Here is a 15,474-nt window from a genome sequence, read left to right as displayed (position 1 = left end):
GTCCCGGCGGCGGGGGAATCGCTCGCGAGGATCGCCAACGAAGTGCATGGCACCGCGCTTCAGCTCGACATCACGCGGCCCGACGCGGGGGAGAGCATCCTCGAGCACGCCGCGGGGCGCCACGGACGTCTCGACATCGTGGTGCACAACGCGGGCATCACGCGCGACAAGCTCCTGGCCAACATGGACGCCGCCAAGTGGGACTCGGTCATCGCCGTGAACATCGCGGCCCAGCTGCGGATCAACGAAGCCCTGCTTGCCTCGGACCGCTTCGGCGACGGCGCGCATATTGTCTCCGTTTCGTCCACGAGCGGAATCGCCGGCAACCGCGGTCAGACGAACTACGCGGCGTCGAAGGCCGGCGTCGTGGGCATGGTGCGGTCGACGGCGGCGAGGCTCGCAGCGCGCGGCGGCACGGTCAACGCCGTGGCCCCGGGCTTCATCGAAACCGAGATGACCGCGAAGATCCCCTTCGCCACGCGCGAGGTAGCCCGGCGGCTCAACTCGCTCCAACAGGGCGGATTGCCCGTGGACGTCGCGGAGGCCATCGCGTTCCTCGCCTCCGACGCGGCCGGGGGAATCTCCGGCAACGTGCTGCGCGTGTGCGGCCAAAATCTGGTGGGTCAGTGAGCGCGCCAGCCCGGGGGATCGAGACGGTCGAGCTCCCCGAGATGCCCTCGCTCTCGCGCCTCTATGTCGGTGCGGCGCGCGAGGCCGCCAAGAAGCTCGTCAGCAGGGGGACCGGTCGGACCGCCCTCCCAGCCGCTCGTCACCACGTCACGGGGGTCCTTCCGGACCTCGTGAAGATGACCGAGTACCAAGCGCTGCTCGGGGAGACCAAGCTGGATGTAGCACCAGCGGGCTACATCCACGCGCTCGCCTTTCCGGCCGCGATGTCGGTCATGGGGCGGGACGATTTCCCGCTGTCCCTGCTCGGCATGGTGCACCTGCGGAACCGCGTCGAATACCGGCACCCCGTGTACTACGGCGACCTCCTCGACGTGCTCGCGTGGGCAGAGGGCCTCACGGGCCACCGGGCGGGGACTCAGGTCGACGTGGTCACCGAGGTGCGTCATGCCGGGAACGACGACGTCGCGTGGCGCGGTGTGTCGACCTATCTCGCCAAGGGCGTGTTCCTGCCTGGCGTCGACAAGCCGCAGGTGGCCGAGCCGCGGGCAGAGTTCCGCGCGCCGCTGCCGACGGCGCTGTGGCGGTTGGGGTCTGAGACCGGGCGCGAGTACGCGGCCGTCTCGGGCGACTTCAACCCGATCCACCTCAGCTCGATCTCGGCCCGCGCCCTCGGGATGCGGCGGTCGATCGCGCACGGCATGTACACGGCGTCGCGCGCGCTCGCCGAGGTCGGCGCCCACAAGGGCGACTCCTTTGCCTGGGACGTGAAGTTCGAGGCGCCCGTCTTCTTGCCAGCACGGGTGTGCTTGAACATCGCGGACTCGACAGATTCCCACGGTGCGTGGGGCCGCTCCGACTTTGTGGGGTGGAGCCCCTCGTCGGGTCGACGTCACTTCGTGGGGAGGGTCGAACGCCTGTAGCGAGGTAGCGCACGCGGGGGTACCCTGCAGCCGGGGAGGCGCTCAGACGGGGGACTTCCACGGAGGCGATTGCTATGACGCACAGCACGAAACTCGGCCAAGCGTACGTGTACACGACCATTCCAGCCCAAGATCTAGTCCGAGCGCGGCAGTTCTACGCCGAGAAGCTCGGTCTTGAACCCCTTGAGGAGTCGGCGGAGGGCCTCACCTACGAGTTGGCGGAGGGTAGCCAGTTCCTGCTCTTCCCGAGCACCGGCAAAGCCAGCGGCGACCACACCCAGATAGCCTTCCGCACGGCGGACATTGGTGCGACGGTTGGGGAACTGCGCTCGCGGGGCGTCGAGTTCGAGGACTACGACCTGCCCAGCCTGAGAACGGTCGAGGGCATCGCCGAGAGGTCGGGGCTGCGCGCCGCGTGGTTCCGCGACAGCGAAGGGAACCTGTTGGGAGTTGCGCAGATGGACTAGCGCCGTCGAAAAGAAGAACACCCCGGCCCATCGGACCGGGGTGTTCGCATGTGCGCGGAGGGGGACTTGCGAGGTGGTCGATCGCGCTCGAGGTCCGCGTGGACCTCGACGAGCCGGCGTCATGGCGACCGGAGCGGGGCAGCCAATTCGTATGCGCGCGACGCAGGCACGCCGAGTACGAGCAGGCTCGTGATCGCGGCCGCTCGGACGTCGAACACGGGACCGCTGCGACGGTCGTCGGCGATCGCGAACACGGCCGCGTAGCCGATCCGCCCGAGGGCCTCCGCAGGCAGATGCCGGCCGAAGACGCCGGCGTCCTGCCCACGCCGGATCACGTCCGCCAGAATCTCGTCGACGGAACCCAGCAGGTCATGGATCTCGTCGCCGTACTCGCCGCGACGCAACGCCAGCAGCACCCGGTACCGATGCGCGAGAGGCCACAGTCGGTCGACGAATCCCGCCCACACCGCGTCGGCGGGCACCTCGTCACGGTCGACCTCTTCCAGCACGGCGGCCATCTCCTGCACCGCCTGTCCGGCGAGCGTGCGCACCAGATCGCTCCGCGAAGGGAAATGCCCGTACACGGTCCGACGCACCACCCCGGCGGCGGCCGCGACGTCGCCCATACCCGCATCCGGGTCCTGCCCCAGCACCTCGCGCGCGACGTCGAGGATGCGGTTCCGGGTCTCATCCATCGCCCGCGCTCGAGCGGTCTCCGTCGCCATGCCCCCATGATTGCACATGTCTGTGCAATGGAGTACGGTCCATCTACGTCCGAACTGCACACCAGTGTGCAGCGAGGTGCTGTGCGTGGAACCCATCATCAAGGAGGCCCCATCGTGATCGAATCGACGCCTGTGGCACCGGCATCCATCCGCCCTTTCGCGGTGGCCATCTCCGATGCCGACATCGACGACCTCAAGTCCCGGCTCGCCCGGACGCGGTGGCCGGACCCTGAGACGGTTCCCGACTGGTCGCAGGGCGTGCGCCTGGAAAACGCGAAAATGTTGGTCCGCTACTGGGAGCACGACTACGACTGGCGCCGCTTCGAGGCTTCGCTCAACGGTTACCCGCAGTTCCTGACAGAGATCGACGGCCTCGACATCCACTTCATCCACGTCACATCGCCGCATCCCAGCGCAATGCCGCTGATCCTGACCCATGGATGGCCGAGCTCGATCGTTGACTTCCTGAAGCTGATCGATCCGCTCACCGACCCGGTCGCGCACGGCGGCCACGCGGAAGACGCCTTCCACGTCGTCATCCCGTCGCTGCCCGGGTTCGGATTCTCGGGCAAGCCGACGACGACAGGCTGGAACGTCGACCGCATCGCGAGGGCGTGGGCGAAGCTGATGCATCACCTTGGCTACACCCGGTGGGCCGCGCAGGGCGGCGACTGGGGCTCCGTCGTGACGACCACCCTCGGAAAGATGCAGCCCGAAGGACTGACCGGCATCCACCTCAACACCCCCTACGCGTTTCCCGAGACGATGCCCGAGAACCTCTCGCCGGACGAACAGCACGCTTTGGACACCCTCGCTCTGTACAGCGGCCCGCTCGGCGGGTCGAACCACCTGCAGGGCACCATGCCGGAAACGCCCGGATTCGCCCTCGCAGACTCTCCGGCCGGCCAGGCCGCATGGATCTACGAGAAATTCCAGTCCAAGACCGACAACCAGGGCTTGGCCGAGGACGCGATCGCCCTCGACGACATCCTCGACACCATCTCCCTGTACTGGTTCACCAACACCGCGGCATCCTCTGCCCGGATCTACTGGGAGAACCGGGCCGCGACGATGGCCGGCCCGACCCTGGCGCTCCCGGTGGCGGTGACGGTGTTCCCTCGTGACATCCCGCTGCCGCCGCGCACCTGGATCGAAGACAAGTACACGAACCTCATCCACTACGGGGAGGCCGAGAAGGGCGGCCACTTCGCCGCCCTCGAGCAACCCGAGATCCTCATCGACGAGATTCGAGCCGGCCTCCGGCCGCTCCGAATGCGCCAATGTCTAGGCCAAACGTGCCCTATCAGCGCGTGACTTCGAGCCAGACGCCTTCTGGCAGATAGGACGGCTCGAGTGCGTCTTCTTGGCCACAAGGCGTCTCTCCGTCACCACCGACGCCGCCGCGGGACCTTGGAAACGCCGAACGCCCCGGTCCTAGGACCGGGGCGTTTCGTTGGTGCGCGGAGGGGGACTTGAACCCCCACGCCCTAATCGGGCACTAGCACCTCAAGCTAGCGCGTCTGCCATTCCGCCACCCGCGCAGATGACGCCCACGGAAACTCGCCTGAAGCGATTCCCCTCGGGGCAACGAGTAAATACTTTACACCATCTGCGAGGGGCGGATGACACGGAAATCGCGGGGTGGCTGGGCGCCGTCGTCGTTGGTTGGAAAGCCCGGAAGCATGCGGAAAGTCGGCCCTGCAACCGTGCCGGAACGCCAAACGCCCCGGTCCTAGGACCGGGGCGTTTCGTTGGTGCGCGGAGGGGGACTTGAACTCCTCCGCGCCCTCTCGCGCCCGAAACCACTGGTGCGCGTTCTGCCGCAGAAAATCAACGATCCACGCCATGTAACCTGTGGATAATTACGTTCGGATACCTCAACGTACACGACCTTTAGCACCTGAGTTAGCACTTTTAGCAGCGCTCAGGGCCATTGGCTACCCGCTCGCAGCCCGAGCCCACCGCTTGCGGATATCCCTTGTGTACGCGTGGACACAGATTCGACTCTCCTTGCGGCATACCGTGAAAGCTGCCCCCCGCAGGGCAAAGCGCACAGCTCGCCGAGGAAGGGAAGACAGTCATGGCAACGAGATCAGTGACCGATGCGTCCTTCGACACCGAGGTGCTCGACTCGGCCAAGCCGGTGATCGTGGATTTCTGGGCAGAGTGGTGCGGCCCCTGCCGCATGCTCTCCCCAGTTCTGGAGCAGCTGGCGGCCGATCACGGCGAAAAGGTGGAGGTGGTGAAGGTGAATGTTGACGAGAGCCCTGAGACGTCCGCCCGGTACGGAATCACATCCATTCCCTCCGTCCTTCTGTTCGAGGGCGGGGTGCAGAGGGTCTCTGTGGTCGGCGCTCGTCCCAAGGAGCACCTCGAGCGGGAATTCGCCGAGTACCTGCCCAAGGCGGTCCCGATCGGTAGGCTCCGAGAACCAGCCCGCATGGGGGCGGCCGCGGTCCTCCTGCGGGTGCAGTCTGGCATTCCGGGCGCGGTGCAGCGGGCTTGGGCCACAGATCTGCCGCGAGCGAGATCCCTAAGGCGGAATAGATGGAACCTTGCCCCATCTCGGATTACGCCCTGATCTCGGACTGCCGGTCCGCTGCCCTGGTCAGCTCCGAGATCCCTAAGGAAGGCGGAATAGATGGAACCTTGCCCCATCTCGGATTACGCCCTGATCTCGGACTGCCGGTCCGCTGCCCTGGTCAGCTCCGAGATCCCTAAGGAAGGCGGAATAGATGGAACCTTGCCCCATCTCGGATTACGCCCTGATCTCGGACTGCCGGTCCGCTGCCCTGGTCAGCTCGGACGGATCCATTGACTGGCTGTGCTTCCCCCATTTCGACAGCCCCGCCGTCTTCGGCCGACTGCTTGGGGCCGGGGCAGGGTTCTGGTCCATCCGTCCCGATCGCGAGACGTTGCGCACAACCCGCGACTCCTAGGCTGCTGCGTTCTTCGAGCATGCCGAGGTGGGTGACGGACAGGAGCCAGCTTGCGGCGACCCAGTGCCTGCCGCGCGGAGGGGCGGAAAGCGCCGAATGCGGTGTGCAGGATCGTTGCCTCGGCCAGGGCCGGGGAATGGTTGATTGCTTCCCGGCCGGAGCGCAGGGCGGCCCTGCCCAGGAAGCGCACCCATGCGGCAGGGCCCCAGCCTTCGTCTTTGAGTCCTTGGAGGAGCCGGTTGGTGGCGGAGCGGCTGGAAGGAGCCGTGACCTCCCCGCCGATGGCGGGGCGGCCGGGCGCTGCGGGTGGGTGCTCAGGCAACGGTATTGCGGGCCGGGGCCTGTTCTGGGCTCGTCGCGTCCTCGGAGCGGATCTCGGCGCGCTCGTTGTAGAAGGCGATCAGGTCCTTGAGGTGTCCCGCGTCGGGCAGTGTCTGCTCGTAGCTCCAGGCGATGTTCCGACCCCGGGGGTCGGCGCCGCGGACGGACCAGTAGGACGCGCGTCCCTTGTACGGGCAGAGGCTGGTGCGCTCAGACGGCTCCAGGAGAGCGAAGTCCACGTCGCTTCGCGCAAGGTAGGTCCGCACGGGGAGCATTGTCTCGTAGACCAGCACCGGGCTGGTGCTCTCGGCGAGGACCATGCCGTTGAACTCGACTCGAACCCGTTGGGAGCCCGGTCGGGCGTCGACGCGGTGGAAGGGGTCGCGCGGGTGGCCCTCGATGTCCTGCCCGTCTTCCCTCCACCGGTCGAAGGCCCCGAAATCCAGCAGCAGGAACTGGGAGAGGTCCGGGTCGTCGGGGCCTGAACGCGGCGGCAGGCAGGGCGAATCCGGAGCCCCACAGGGTCAGTTCCTGCCCGGGGCCGTGGCTCCGGCCGAATGCCGAGACAGGCCCCGCGCCGGCGGCAGGTGCCGCCTCGGCCGCAATGTCCTCTTCGGGCACAGCGTAGCCAGGGATGACCCGGTGGGCTTCCCAGACCAGGATTGCCCGGCGGGAGTCGACCAGGGTTCGGCCCGCTGCCTCAGCGCGGATACGCTTCGCCGTCGGCTCGTAGCGCAGCTGCCCCTGGAGCCTGCGCATCTCTTCCTGCATCTGAACGGCCATGGCCGGTGGTCCTTTCCGCTGTCGGTGGTTCCTGTCCGTCCCGTCTCATGTGGGATGGGGTCTGCGTCCGGCTTCGGGCGGTGGCCCTAGGCAAGGCCAGCCCCCTGCTCCTCGGGTTGCGCGGCCACGTCGGTCTCGGCCCGCGGCGCCGTCCGCGACCTGAGCATCACTCGGGCGAATGCCGCGCCGCCGAGGAAGACGAGCCCGGCGACCCAGGTGTTGACCCGCAGCCCGAGGATCAGATTGGCGTAGTCCGAGCGCATGAGCTCGATGACGAAGCGGCCAGCCGTGTACAGCATGACGTAGAGCGAGAACTCGGCCCCGCGCGGCAGGCGGAACCGGCGGGACGCGAAGATGATCGCGAATCCGCCGAGCGTGCACCACACGGCTTCGTAGAGGAACGTGGGCTGGAAGTAGCCGAGGACGATCGGGGTTCCGTCCGAGCCCAGGGCGGCGGCGCCGGTGGCTGGGTCCATCTGATGGATCTGGAGGCCCCAGGGCAGCGTGGTCGGGTCCCCGTAGAGCTCATTGTTGAACCAGTTGCCGAGGCGCCCGAGCGCCTGGGCGAACAGGAGTCCCGGGGCGAGCGCGTCGGCGAAGGCGGGAAGGCTCGCCTTGGCTCGCCGGCAGCCGATCCAAGCCCCCAGGCCGCCGAGGGCGATGGCGCCCCAGATCCCGAGGCCGCCGTCCCAGATGGCGAACGCGTTCCACGGGTTCCTGCCGGGCAGGAAGTAGAGCTCGGGGTCGGTGATGACGTGGTAGATGCGCCCGCCGACGATGCCGAACGGCACCGCCCAGAGCGCGATGTCGAGGACCTGGCCCGGTCTGCCTCCGCGGTTCACCCAGCGGCGGCTCGTGAGCCAGAGCGCCACGGCGATGCCCGCGAGGATGCACAGCGCATAGAAGTGGATCGAGAGCGGGCCGATCTTGACCGCGTTGACGTTCGGCGACGGGATGTACGTGGGAACGGACATGGACATCATCGGGGAACCCGGGTGTTCTCAGCCGGTCCTGCTGCCAGGACCGGTTGGTGGCTCATGGCAGCCTCCCGAGGGCGTCTTCGACCGCCCTGTGGAAGGTGGGGTAGGCGTAGATCATCTCCCGCAGCCGCCGGATCGGGGTGCGTTCGTGGACGGCGAGGGTGAGCATGGACAGGACCTCTCCGCCGGTGGGGCCGGCGGAAGTCGCGCCGACGAGGATGCCGCGCTCCGCATCGGCGACGAGCTTGATCAGGCCCTGGTTGCCGGCCTTATGGATCCACCCCCGGGCGGAGGAGGGGATCTGGGCGGTCGCTGTCGCGACTTCGAGGTCCTTCTCGCGCGCCTGACGTTCGGTGAGGCCGACGGCGCCGACCTCCGGGTCGGTGAAGGTCACCCGGGGCACGGCATGGTATTCCGCCCCGGCGGTCTCCTCGCCCAGGATGTGGCTGGCGGCGATCCCGGCCTGGTACATGGAGACGTGGGTGAAGGCGCCATGCCCGGTGATGTCGCCGATGGCGTAGACGCCGTCGATGATGCGCAGGTGCTCGTCCGTGGGGACGGAGCGGGCGCCGGTGTCGACCCCGATGGAGGCGAGCCCTAGGGCATCGAAGTCGACCCTGCGGCCCGTGGCGACGAGGAGCCGCTCGGCGGTGTACGTCCGGCCGCCGGCCCGGACGGTGAACGCGGTCCCGTCGTGCTCGATGGATTCGGCCCGGGTTCCGGTGTGGATGCCGATACCTTCGGCGGGGAGCACGTCTTCGACGAGCCGGCTGGCTTCGGGCTCCTCGAGGGGAAGGAGGGTGTCGAGGGCTTCGAGGACCTCGATGCGGGTGCCGAAGCGCGCGAAGGCCTGGGCGAGTTCGAGGCCGATGGGCCCACCGCCCAGGACGATCAGGGATTCGGGGGCGTCCTTGGCGGCGATGACCTCGCGGTTGGTCCAGTACGGGGTGCCGGCCAGGCCGGGGATGGGTGGGACGGCGGGGTCGGTGCCGGTGTTGAGCAGGATCGCCCGGGAGGCTTCGAAGTCCTGCCCGTCGACGCTGACCGTCTTCGGGCCGGTGATCCGTGCAGTGCCTCGGACGAAGCGTCCGCCGGCCTTCTCGAAGCGCTCGACGGCGACGGTGTCGTCCCAGTCGTCGGTGGCCTCGTCGCGGATGCGCTGGGCGACGGTGGCGAAGTCGGGGACTGCCTGGGACGTCCCGGCCAGCTCCGGGACCCGGCGGGCCTCGGCGAGGGAGTCGGCCGCGCGGATCATCATCTTCGATGGGATGCACCCGTAGTAGGGGCATTCTCCTCCGACCAGGTTCTTCTCGATCCCGACCACGGAGGCCCCGGACCGGGCCAGTCGGGCCGCGGCGGCTTCCCCGCCGGGTCCCATGCCGATGACGATGACGTCTGCCTGCTCTGCCATGCTCAGTTCCTCCCTCGTGCCTTCAACTGTCATTTCCCCGCCCCGCCTCAGTCCTCGCCGTGGCCGAACAGCCGGGAGAGGAGGCCGCTGCCAGAGGCCGCCTTCTCGGGCTGGCGCGTCCCTGCTTCGATGACGCGCACGCCCTTCCAGAAGGCGACGTGGTCCTTGATCTGCCGGGCCGCCGGGCTCGGAGAGGGGTAGTACCAGGCGGCGTCGCGGTTCCTCCGCCCGTCGGCCTCGATGGTGTAGTAGCTCGCGGTGCCCTTCCAGGGGCAGACGGTGGTGTGGGTGCTGGGGCGGAGGTACTCGGCGTTGATCGACTCGGGCGGGAAGTACTGGTTCCCTTCGACTTGGACCGTGCGGTCGGATTCGGCCAGCACTTTCCCGTTCCAGACCGCCTGGTACGTCCGGTTGGTGGTGCTCATCGTCTCGCTCCTTCTCCTCTGCCGGCGCTCTGTTCTCCGGCGACCGTACTTGAACGTGCGCGGGTGGTCTGTGTCCTGCATTGCAGAGACAGGATCCTTGCCCGTGGTGCGCTGATGCCGGATGCTGGGCGGCTCAGGGCTGGGGTGACCGGCTGGGGGTTCCCGCCCGGATCTGGATGTGGCCTCCGCGCAGGGAGGAGGCCTCCGTGTCCGGGGTGTCGTGTTCGAGGAGGGTCCAGGGGTGTGCGGAGGGATCGGAGCCGCCGAGGCGGCAGGCCAGGGCCGCGATGGGTGCGAGGGCCGCGGCCGGCCCGGTGGGCAGCTGCATGTCCACGACGGCGACCCTGGTGCCGGGCGCGCACAGTGCCAGGATCCGCTCCCATGCGGCCGCGGCGTCCCCCGTCACGGAGAGGGAGTAGGTGGCCAGCACTGCGTCGACCTGCGGGGCGGCCTCGTGGACGAGGTCGGCGAGGTTGGTCGGGGCGATGGCGGTGAGGTCTGCGTGGACGAGGTCGATGTTCGCCCAGCCCGCGCGCCGGATCCGCTTGCGTGCCTGGTCGAGCATCGCGCAGCTGGCGTCGATGCCGACGATGCGCCCGCCCGGGCCCAGGGCCGCCTCGAGGTGGGCGAAGTTCAGCCCGGTCCCGCAGCCGGCGTCGACCACGGCCTGGCCGGGGCGCAGGCGCAGTCCGGCGATGCCGCGCAGGCGGCCAGTCCGGTAGACGGGCTCGCCGGCGAGAACGTCGTACAGGCGGGCGAAGGACTGGTAGCGGTCCGCGGCGGTCACAGGCCATCGTTGCACGCCCGTGCCATGGTGGGGCAGGGCACGGATCGCGAGAGCATGAAGGGACGGCACTGATGGCGGGATTCGACCTGGTGGTGGTCGGCGGCGGGACCGCGGGGCTGATCGGGGCTCAGACCGCAGCCCGGCTCGGTGCCAGGGTGGCGCTGGTGGAGGCGGCCAGGACCGGCGGGGAGTGCCTCTACACGGGGTGCATGCCGTCCAAGGCCCTCATCGCCGCAGCCCGCGACGGGCTCGGCTTCGACGTCGCGATGGCAAGGGCGAGGGCCGCCATCGCCGCGATCGAGCCACACGATTCGCCCGAGGCCCTCGAGGAGGCGGGCGTGCGCGTCCTGCACGGACTCGCCGTCCTGGACCCGGACGGGACCGTCTGCCTCGAGGGGCGGCGGCTGCCCTCCCTGACGGTCCTGCTGGCCACCGGCGCAGCACCCGCCCTCCCCTCCCTCGAGGGTCTGGGCCCTTGCGGAGCCCTCACGAGCGAGACGCTCTGGTCCCTTGCCGGGCTCCCGGAGCGCCTCGCGGTGGTCGGCGGCGGCCCCGTGGGCTGCGAGCTCGCCCAGGCCTTCGCCCGCCTCGGGTCCGAGGTCACGGTCGTCGCCTCGGCACCCCGGCTGCTGCCGGGGGAGGACCCGGACGCCTCCGCCCTCGTGCGGGACGCCCTCGAAGCGGACGGCGTGCGGGTGCTCGCCGGAGACCGCGCCGTCGCCGTCTCCCAGGACGGGGCAGGCTGGGCGCTGCGCACCGCGGGAGGCACCAAGGTGCCCTACACACATCTCCTCGCCGCGACCGGGAAGGCCCCGCGGACCCACGGGATCGGGCTCGTCGAGGCCGGGATCCGCCTCGACGGGCGCGGCCACGCGGTCACCGACGAGACACTGCGGACCACCAACCCCCGGGTGTGGGCGGCCGGAGACGTCACCGCCAGGAGCCGGCACACGCACACGGCAGGGGTGCACGCGGCAGCCGCGGCGGCCAACGCCGTCCTGGGCACCCGCCGGAAGGCCGGGTCCATCCCCGAGCCGAGGGTGGCATTCACCGCCCCCGAGGTCGCCGCAGTCGGCCAGCCCACAGCGGCAGGTGCTCCGCGCACCCTGACGGTCCCGCACACCCGCGTGGACCGCGCTGTCGCCGACGCCGACCCGAGGGGGTTCACCCGGATCGCCCTGGACCGCTCGGGACGCATCCTCGGGGGAACGATCGTGGGCCCGCGCGCCGGGGAGACCCTCGGCGAGCTTTCCCTGGCCGTGCACGCGGGCCTGAAGGCCCAGCACGTGGCGGGGGCCGTGCACGCCTACCCCACACACAGCGACGGCCTCTGGTCAGCGGCGATCCAGGCCCGCCTGGCCGGCCTCGACGCCCCGCCCGCGCGGGCAGCGGCCCGCCTTCTCCTCGCCCTGCGGCGGGCCATCGCCCGGACCCGATGATCTCTGTCCGCTGTGTGCACTCGTTCACAGAACGCCCCGCCCCCGGGTGCGTAGCGTCGGCACTGTCAGAACGAATCAAGCCAACGGAAAGGCGGCCCACACAATGTCCGCATCGCACCCCATCTTCCGCGCAGCCTCCTCCGACTACACCTCCCTGGGACGCAGGGCGGCAGCCGGGGCCGTCGGCGGCCTCGCCGGCGGCCTGGTGTTCGGGATGCTCATGGCCATGATGGGCATGCTCCCCACCATCGCCTCCATGGTCGGCTCCCACTCCGCATGGGTCGGCTTCGGGATCCACCTGGTCATCTCGGTCGTCTACGGCCTGATCCTGTCCCTGTTCTTCAGCATCTACCTGCGCTCCTGGGGCAAGGGCACCATCACCGGGCTCGTCTACGGGGTCGTGCTGTGGATCATCGGCCCGCTCCTGGCCATGCCGATGATGCTCGGAATGCCCGTGTTCGCCCTGAACGCGACTGTCATGATGTCCCTCATGGGACACCTGGTCTACGGGCTCATCCTCGCCCTGGTCGCCACGGCGATGATCCGGAAGGCGCACTCGTGAACGACGAGTGCCGTGACGAGCTCGCCTCCGGGGCCGCCAAGGCCAAGCCCTGGTCCCCGGAGGCGCGCGAGACCGACCCGCTGGAGGCCCTCCTGGCCGACGGCGGAACGTTCGCGTGCCTGAACGAAGTGGACCTCTTCGCCGACCTGTCCGCGGCAGAGATCCGCGAGATGGACATGATGGCCCCCGCGAAGCTCTTCCGCCGCGGCGAGCTCCTCTACAGCCAGGCCCAGCCGGTCAAGGCCCTGTTCATCCTCAAGACCGGGCGAGTGCGGGTGTTCCGCGTGGCCGAGGACGGCAAGGCCCTGACCATGGCAATCCTCGAACCCGGCGCGGTGTTCGGGGAGATGGTCCTGGTCGGCCAGCGCATGTACGACAGCTATGCCGAGGCCATCGAGGACTCCATGGTCTGCCACCTCGGCGTGGAGGACGTCGAGCGGTTCCTGCTCTCCGACCCCCGCATCGCCGTGCGGATCTCCCGGCTGCTGGGCGAACGCGTCGCCGAGCTCGAAGGCCGCCTCTCCGACCTGGCCCTGCGCCCCCTGCCCGCCCGGGTCGCCTCGACCCTGCTCGGCATGGCCCAATGGCCCTCCTCGGCCCGGTTCGGGCGCGCCCCCACCATCCGGCTCACCCACGAGCAGGTCGCAGGACTCCTAGGCGCCACCCGCGAGGCAACGAGCAAGATCCTCTCCGACTTCGCCTCCCGAGGCCTCATCCGCCAGGGCCGGGGACGGATCACCCTCATCGACCCCGTCAGGCTGCGGGCCATCGCCCGCGGCACCGCATGAGAGGAGACCCCGTGGCACCCGAAGCGCAGCCCACGGTCACCGCCTGGTACGGGGAGACCTGCATCGCCCGTTCCGGGCACACTGTGTTCCTGGAGGGCAACTTCTACTTCCCTCCCGACTCCCTCCGGTCCGGCGTCCTCTCGGACAGCCGGCTGCGGACCCTGTGCTTCTGGAAGGGCATCGCCCGCTACCACCACGCCACCGTCGACGGCATCCGCCTGCCCAACGCCGCGTGGTCCTACCCGAAGCCCTCCCCGCTGGCCCGCCGGATCAAGGGCATGGTCGCCTTCGAGCAGGGCACCGGGATCACCGTCCGGGAAGACGCCAGGTGAGCGGGCCCCGAGCGGCGGACGCCGCCGAGCGCGTCGTCGCCCGCGCCCCCTCGCCGGGGAAGGGGCTGTGGTGGGCAGGGGTAGCCGGCGGCGTGGCCGCGATCCTGTGCTGCGTCGGTCCCACGGTCCTGGCCCTGGCCGGCGCGATGAGCGCAGCCACGGCCTTCGCGCTCGCTACGGACCTCTATGACAGCTGGAGCTGGGCCTTCCGCATCGCCGGCCTCGCCGTGACCGCGGGCCTGGTCTGGTGGATCCTCCGCCGCCGCCGGGCCTGCACCCGAACGGGGGTCCGCGCCGCATGGAAGGGCATCGCCGCCGCCCTCGCCGCGGGCCTGGCCACCTACACCGCCCTGTACTGGATCACGACCTGGTTAGGAAACCTCGCCTCATGAGCATCGAACGCACGACCCGCAGCGAAGTCTTCGTCGAGTACACCAAGAGCATCTGCCCGGTCTGCAAGACCGTTCTGGACGCCGAGGTCAACATCCGCGAGGGGAAGGTCTACCTCCGCAAGCGCTGCCGGGAGCACGGCGAGTTCGAGGCGCTCGTCTACAGCGACGCCGAGGCCTACCTCTCCTCGGGCAAGTACAACAAGCCCGGCACCCTGCCCCTGACCACGCAGACCGAGGTCGCCGAGGGCTGCCCCAGCGACTGCGGCCTGTGCCCGGCGCACAAGCAGCACGCCTGCCTGGGCATCATCGAGGTCAACACCGGCTGCAACCTCGACTGCCCCATCTGCTTCGCGGACTCCGGCCACCAGCCCGACGGCTACTCGATCACCCGGGAGCAGTGCGCCACCATGCTGGACGCGTTCGTCGCCGCCGAGGGCGAGCCCGAGGTCGTCATGCTCTCCGGCGGGGAGCCGACCATCCACAGGGACATCCTGGCCTTCATCGACCTCGCCCAGGAGCGTCCCATCCGCACCGTCACCCTGAACACCAACGGGATCCGCCTCGCCACAGACAAGGCTTTCGTCGCCGCGCTCGGGGAGCGCAACCGCAGGCCCGGGAAGACCGTGAGCGTCTACCTGCAGTTCGACGGATTCGACGAGCAGACCCATCTCGCCCTGCGGGGGAAGAACCTCCTAGAGCGCAAGCGCCGCGCCCTGGACAACTGCGCCGAGGCAGGACTCCCGGTCACCCTGGTCGCGGCCGTCGAACGGGGGCTGAACGAGCACGAGGTCGGGGACATCGTCCGGTTCGGCATCGAGCACCCCGCGGTCCGCTCGGTCGCCTTCCAGCCGGTCACCCACTCCGGGCGCCACCACGAGTTCGACCCGCTGAACCGGCTCACCAACCCGGACGTGATCCGGCTCGTGGCCGAGCAGTGCTCGGACTGGTTCGTCCCCGAGGACTTCTTCCCCGTCCCGTGCTGCTTCCCGACCTGCCGCTCCATCACCTACCTCCTGGTGGACAGGACCGAGGAGGGGACCAACGTGGTGCCGATCCCGCGGCTGATCGACCTCGACGAGTACATGGACTACGTCACCAACCGGGTCCTGCCCGACCCCGATGTCCGCGCCGCGCTCGAGGCCCTCTGGAGCGCGTCGGCCAGCATGGGCTCCGACACCACCGCCCGGAGCCTGGCGACCACGGCCGCGGAGCTCGAATGCGCCAGCTGCGGCATCGACCTCCCCGCCGCCGCCCAGGACCTGGGAGAGAAGGCGTTCATGATCGTCGTCCAGGACTTTCAGGACCCCTACACCCTCAACGTCAAGCAGCTCATGAAGTGCTGCGTCGAGGAGATCACCCCCGACGGGAGGCTCATCCCGTTCTGCGCCTACAACTCGGTCGGCTACCGCGAACAGGTCCGCTCCCAGATGTCCGGTGTCGCGGTCGCCGACGTCGCCCCCAACGCCGCCGGCATCCAGCACCTCCTCGCCCCGACACCGTACGGGTCCAAGACCGCCGCCGACGGCGGACGGCCCTCAGCCGACGGAGCGGGGACAGGGAGCCACCCGTCCCA

The 15,474-nt window shown here is 69.5% G+C and carries 17 protein-coding genes, 1 tRNA gene and 1 pseudogene; 12 read left to right on the top strand and 7 right to left on the bottom strand.

From position 1 onward, the window contains the following. The 3 genes from ACLN58_RS09005 to ACLN58_RS08995 form a co-directional block, all read left to right on the top strand. Window positions 1-630: SDR family oxidoreductase (locus ACLN58_RS09005; protein WP_415854915.1), on the top strand; the 630-nt coding region annotated here is incomplete at its 5' end. A 41-nt stretch (window positions 631-671) separates the two neighbouring features. Next, on the top strand, window positions 672-1,550 hold the full coding sequence (locus tag ACLN58_RS09000) for a MaoC/PaaZ C-terminal domain-containing protein (RefSeq protein ID WP_415854917.1): 879 nt from the start codon (window positions 672-674) through the stop codon (window positions 1,548-1,550). Window positions 1,551-1,624: 74 nt separating this feature from the next. Then, on the top strand, window positions 1,625-2,017 hold the full coding sequence (locus ACLN58_RS08995; protein ID WP_415854914.1) for a VOC family protein: 393 nt from the start codon (window positions 1,625-1,627) through the stop codon (window positions 2,015-2,017). A gap of 119 nt (window positions 2,018-2,136) precedes the next feature. On the opposite strand, the gene ACLN58_RS08990 is transcribed toward ACLN58_RS08995, so the two are convergent. Next, on the bottom strand, window positions 2,137-2,742 hold the full coding sequence (locus tag ACLN58_RS08990; protein WP_415854913.1) for a TetR/AcrR family transcriptional regulator: 606 nt from the start codon (window positions 2,740-2,742) through the stop codon (window positions 2,137-2,139). 114 nt (window positions 2,743-2,856) lie between these two features. Between ACLN58_RS08990 and ACLN58_RS08985 the strand changes: the two genes are divergently transcribed. After that, a complete protein-coding gene (locus tag ACLN58_RS08985) occupies window positions 2,857-4,056 on the top strand; it encodes an epoxide hydrolase family protein (protein WP_415854912.1) in 1,200 nt (399 codons plus the stop codon). A gap of 140 nt (window positions 4,057-4,196) precedes the next feature. On the opposite strand, the gene ACLN58_RS08980 is transcribed toward ACLN58_RS08985, so the two are convergent. Further along, a tRNA-Leu gene (locus ACLN58_RS08980) sits at window positions 4,197-4,283 on the bottom strand. Between the two features lie 539 nt (window positions 4,284-4,822). Between ACLN58_RS08980 and trxA the strand changes: the two are divergent. Together trxA and ACLN58_RS08970 are read left to right on the top strand one after the other, a co-directional pair. Then, window positions 4,823-5,140, top strand: a pseudogene (gene trxA / locus ACLN58_RS08975) (thioredoxin); the annotation flags it as partial. A gap of 337 nt (window positions 5,141-5,477) precedes the next feature. Further along, entirely contained in the window at window positions 5,478-5,681 is a 204-nt protein-coding gene (locus ACLN58_RS08970; protein WP_255731871.1) for a trehalase-like domain-containing protein, read from the top strand. Between the two features lie 314 nt (window positions 5,682-5,995). Here the strand turns inward: ACLN58_RS08970 and ACLN58_RS08965 are convergent, their stop codons facing one another. The 5 genes from ACLN58_RS08965 to ACLN58_RS08945 all read right to left on the bottom strand — a co-directional run bounded on the left by ACLN58_RS08965 (window position 5,996) and on the right by ACLN58_RS08945 (window position 10,388). Continuing rightward, the gene (locus tag ACLN58_RS08965; RefSeq protein WP_415854916.1) at window positions 5,996-6,403 is read right to left on the bottom strand and encodes a DUF427 domain-containing protein; all 408 of its coding nucleotides are present in this window, start codon (window positions 6,401-6,403) and stop codon (window positions 5,996-5,998) included. Between the two features lie 468 nt (window positions 6,404-6,871). After that, window positions 6,872-7,759 carry a prolipoprotein diacylglyceryl transferase gene (gene lgt, locus ACLN58_RS08960; RefSeq protein ID WP_415854911.1) on the bottom strand — a complete coding sequence of 296 codons (888 nt, stop codon included), beginning with the start codon at window positions 7,757-7,759 and terminating at the stop codon, window positions 6,872-6,874. Between the two features lie 61 nt (window positions 7,760-7,820). Further along, entirely contained in the window at window positions 7,821-9,176 is a 1,356-nt protein-coding gene (locus ACLN58_RS08955; protein WP_241053930.1) for a dihydrolipoyl dehydrogenase family protein, read from the bottom strand. Window positions 9,177-9,223: 47 nt separating this feature from the next. Next, the gene (locus ACLN58_RS08950; RefSeq protein WP_241053929.1) at window positions 9,224-9,601 is read right to left on the bottom strand and encodes a DUF427 domain-containing protein; all 378 of its coding nucleotides are present in this window, start codon (window positions 9,599-9,601) and stop codon (window positions 9,224-9,226) included. A 133-nt stretch (window positions 9,602-9,734) separates the two neighbouring features. Beyond that, complete coding sequence (locus ACLN58_RS08945; protein WP_241056404.1) at window positions 9,735-10,388, bottom strand: class I SAM-dependent methyltransferase; 654 nt, start codon at window positions 10,386-10,388, stop codon at window positions 9,735-9,737. A gap of 71 nt (window positions 10,389-10,459) precedes the next feature. On the opposite strand from ACLN58_RS08945, the gene ACLN58_RS08940 reads away from it, so the two are divergent. From ACLN58_RS08940 to ACLN58_RS08915, 6 genes are all read left to right on the top strand, one after another. Then, on the top strand, window positions 10,460-11,827 hold the full coding sequence (locus ACLN58_RS08940) for a dihydrolipoyl dehydrogenase family protein (protein WP_415854910.1): 1,368 nt from the start codon (window positions 10,460-10,462) through the stop codon (window positions 11,825-11,827). Window positions 11,828-11,930: 103 nt separating this feature from the next. Beyond that, entirely contained in the window at window positions 11,931-12,389 is a 459-nt protein-coding gene (locus ACLN58_RS08935) for a hypothetical protein (protein ID WP_241053926.1), read from the top strand. Further along, window positions 12,386-13,177 (top strand): Crp/Fnr family transcriptional regulator, encoded by a 792-nt coding sequence (locus tag ACLN58_RS08930; protein WP_241053924.1) that lies wholly within the window; start codon window positions 12,386-12,388, stop codon window positions 13,175-13,177. The genes ACLN58_RS08935 and ACLN58_RS08930 overlap by 4 nt, the downstream gene beginning before the upstream one ends. A gap of 11 nt (window positions 13,178-13,188) precedes the next feature. Further along, on the top strand, window positions 13,189-13,509 hold the full coding sequence (locus tag ACLN58_RS08925; RefSeq protein WP_241053922.1) for a DUF427 domain-containing protein: 321 nt from the start codon (window positions 13,189-13,191) through the stop codon (window positions 13,507-13,509). After that, window positions 13,506-13,901 (top strand): hypothetical protein, encoded by a 396-nt coding sequence (locus ACLN58_RS08920; protein ID WP_241053921.1) that lies wholly within the window; start codon window positions 13,506-13,508, stop codon window positions 13,899-13,901. The genes ACLN58_RS08925 and ACLN58_RS08920 overlap by 4 nt, the downstream gene beginning before the upstream one ends. After that, window positions 13,898-15,474, top strand: a 1,577-nt coding sequence (locus tag ACLN58_RS08915) for a radical SAM protein (RefSeq protein ID WP_415854909.1), incomplete at its 3' end; no start/stop codon positions are given. The genes ACLN58_RS08920 and ACLN58_RS08915, both read left to right, overlap by 4 nt.

This window comes from Sinomonas sp. G460-2, from assembly GCF_047759905.1.
Lineage (GTDB): Bacteria > Actinomycetota > Actinomycetes > Actinomycetales > Micrococcaceae > Sinomonas.
This window is presented reverse-complemented; position numbering and strand designations above follow the sequence as displayed.

Bases quoted from the DNA above. Each gene is read 5' to 3' on its own strand.
- ACLN58_RS08990 (WP_415854913.1), bottom strand. From the start codon at position 2,742: ATGGCGACGGAGACCGCTCGAGCGCGGGCGATGGATGAGACCCGGAAC.
- ACLN58_RS08955 (WP_241053930.1), bottom strand. From the start codon at position 9,176: ATGGCAGAGCAGGCAGACGTCATCGTCATCGGCATGGGACCCGGCGGG.
- ACLN58_RS08935 (WP_241053926.1), top strand. From the start codon at position 11,931: ATGTCCGCATCGCACCCCATCTTCCGCGCAGCCTCCTCCGACTACACC.
- ACLN58_RS08970 (WP_255731871.1), top strand. From the start codon at position 5,478: ATGGAACCTTGCCCCATCTCGGATTACGCCCTGATCTCGGACTGCCGG.
- ACLN58_RS08940 (WP_415854910.1), top strand. From the start codon at position 10,460: ATGGCGGGATTCGACCTGGTGGTGGTCGGCGGCGGGACCGCGGGGCTG.
- ACLN58_RS08950 (WP_241053929.1), bottom strand. From the start codon at position 9,601: ATGAGCACCACCAACCGGACGTACCAGGCGGTCTGGAACGGGAAAGTG.
- lgt (WP_415854911.1), bottom strand. From the start codon at position 7,759: ATGTCCGTTCCCACGTACATCCCGTCGCCGAACGTCAACGCGGTCAAG.
- ACLN58_RS09000 (WP_415854917.1), top strand. From the start codon at position 672: ATGCCCTCGCTCTCGCGCCTCTATGTCGGTGCGGCGCGCGAGGCCGCC.
- ACLN58_RS08995 (WP_415854914.1), top strand. From the start codon at position 1,625: ATGACGCACAGCACGAAACTCGGCCAAGCGTACGTGTACACGACCATT.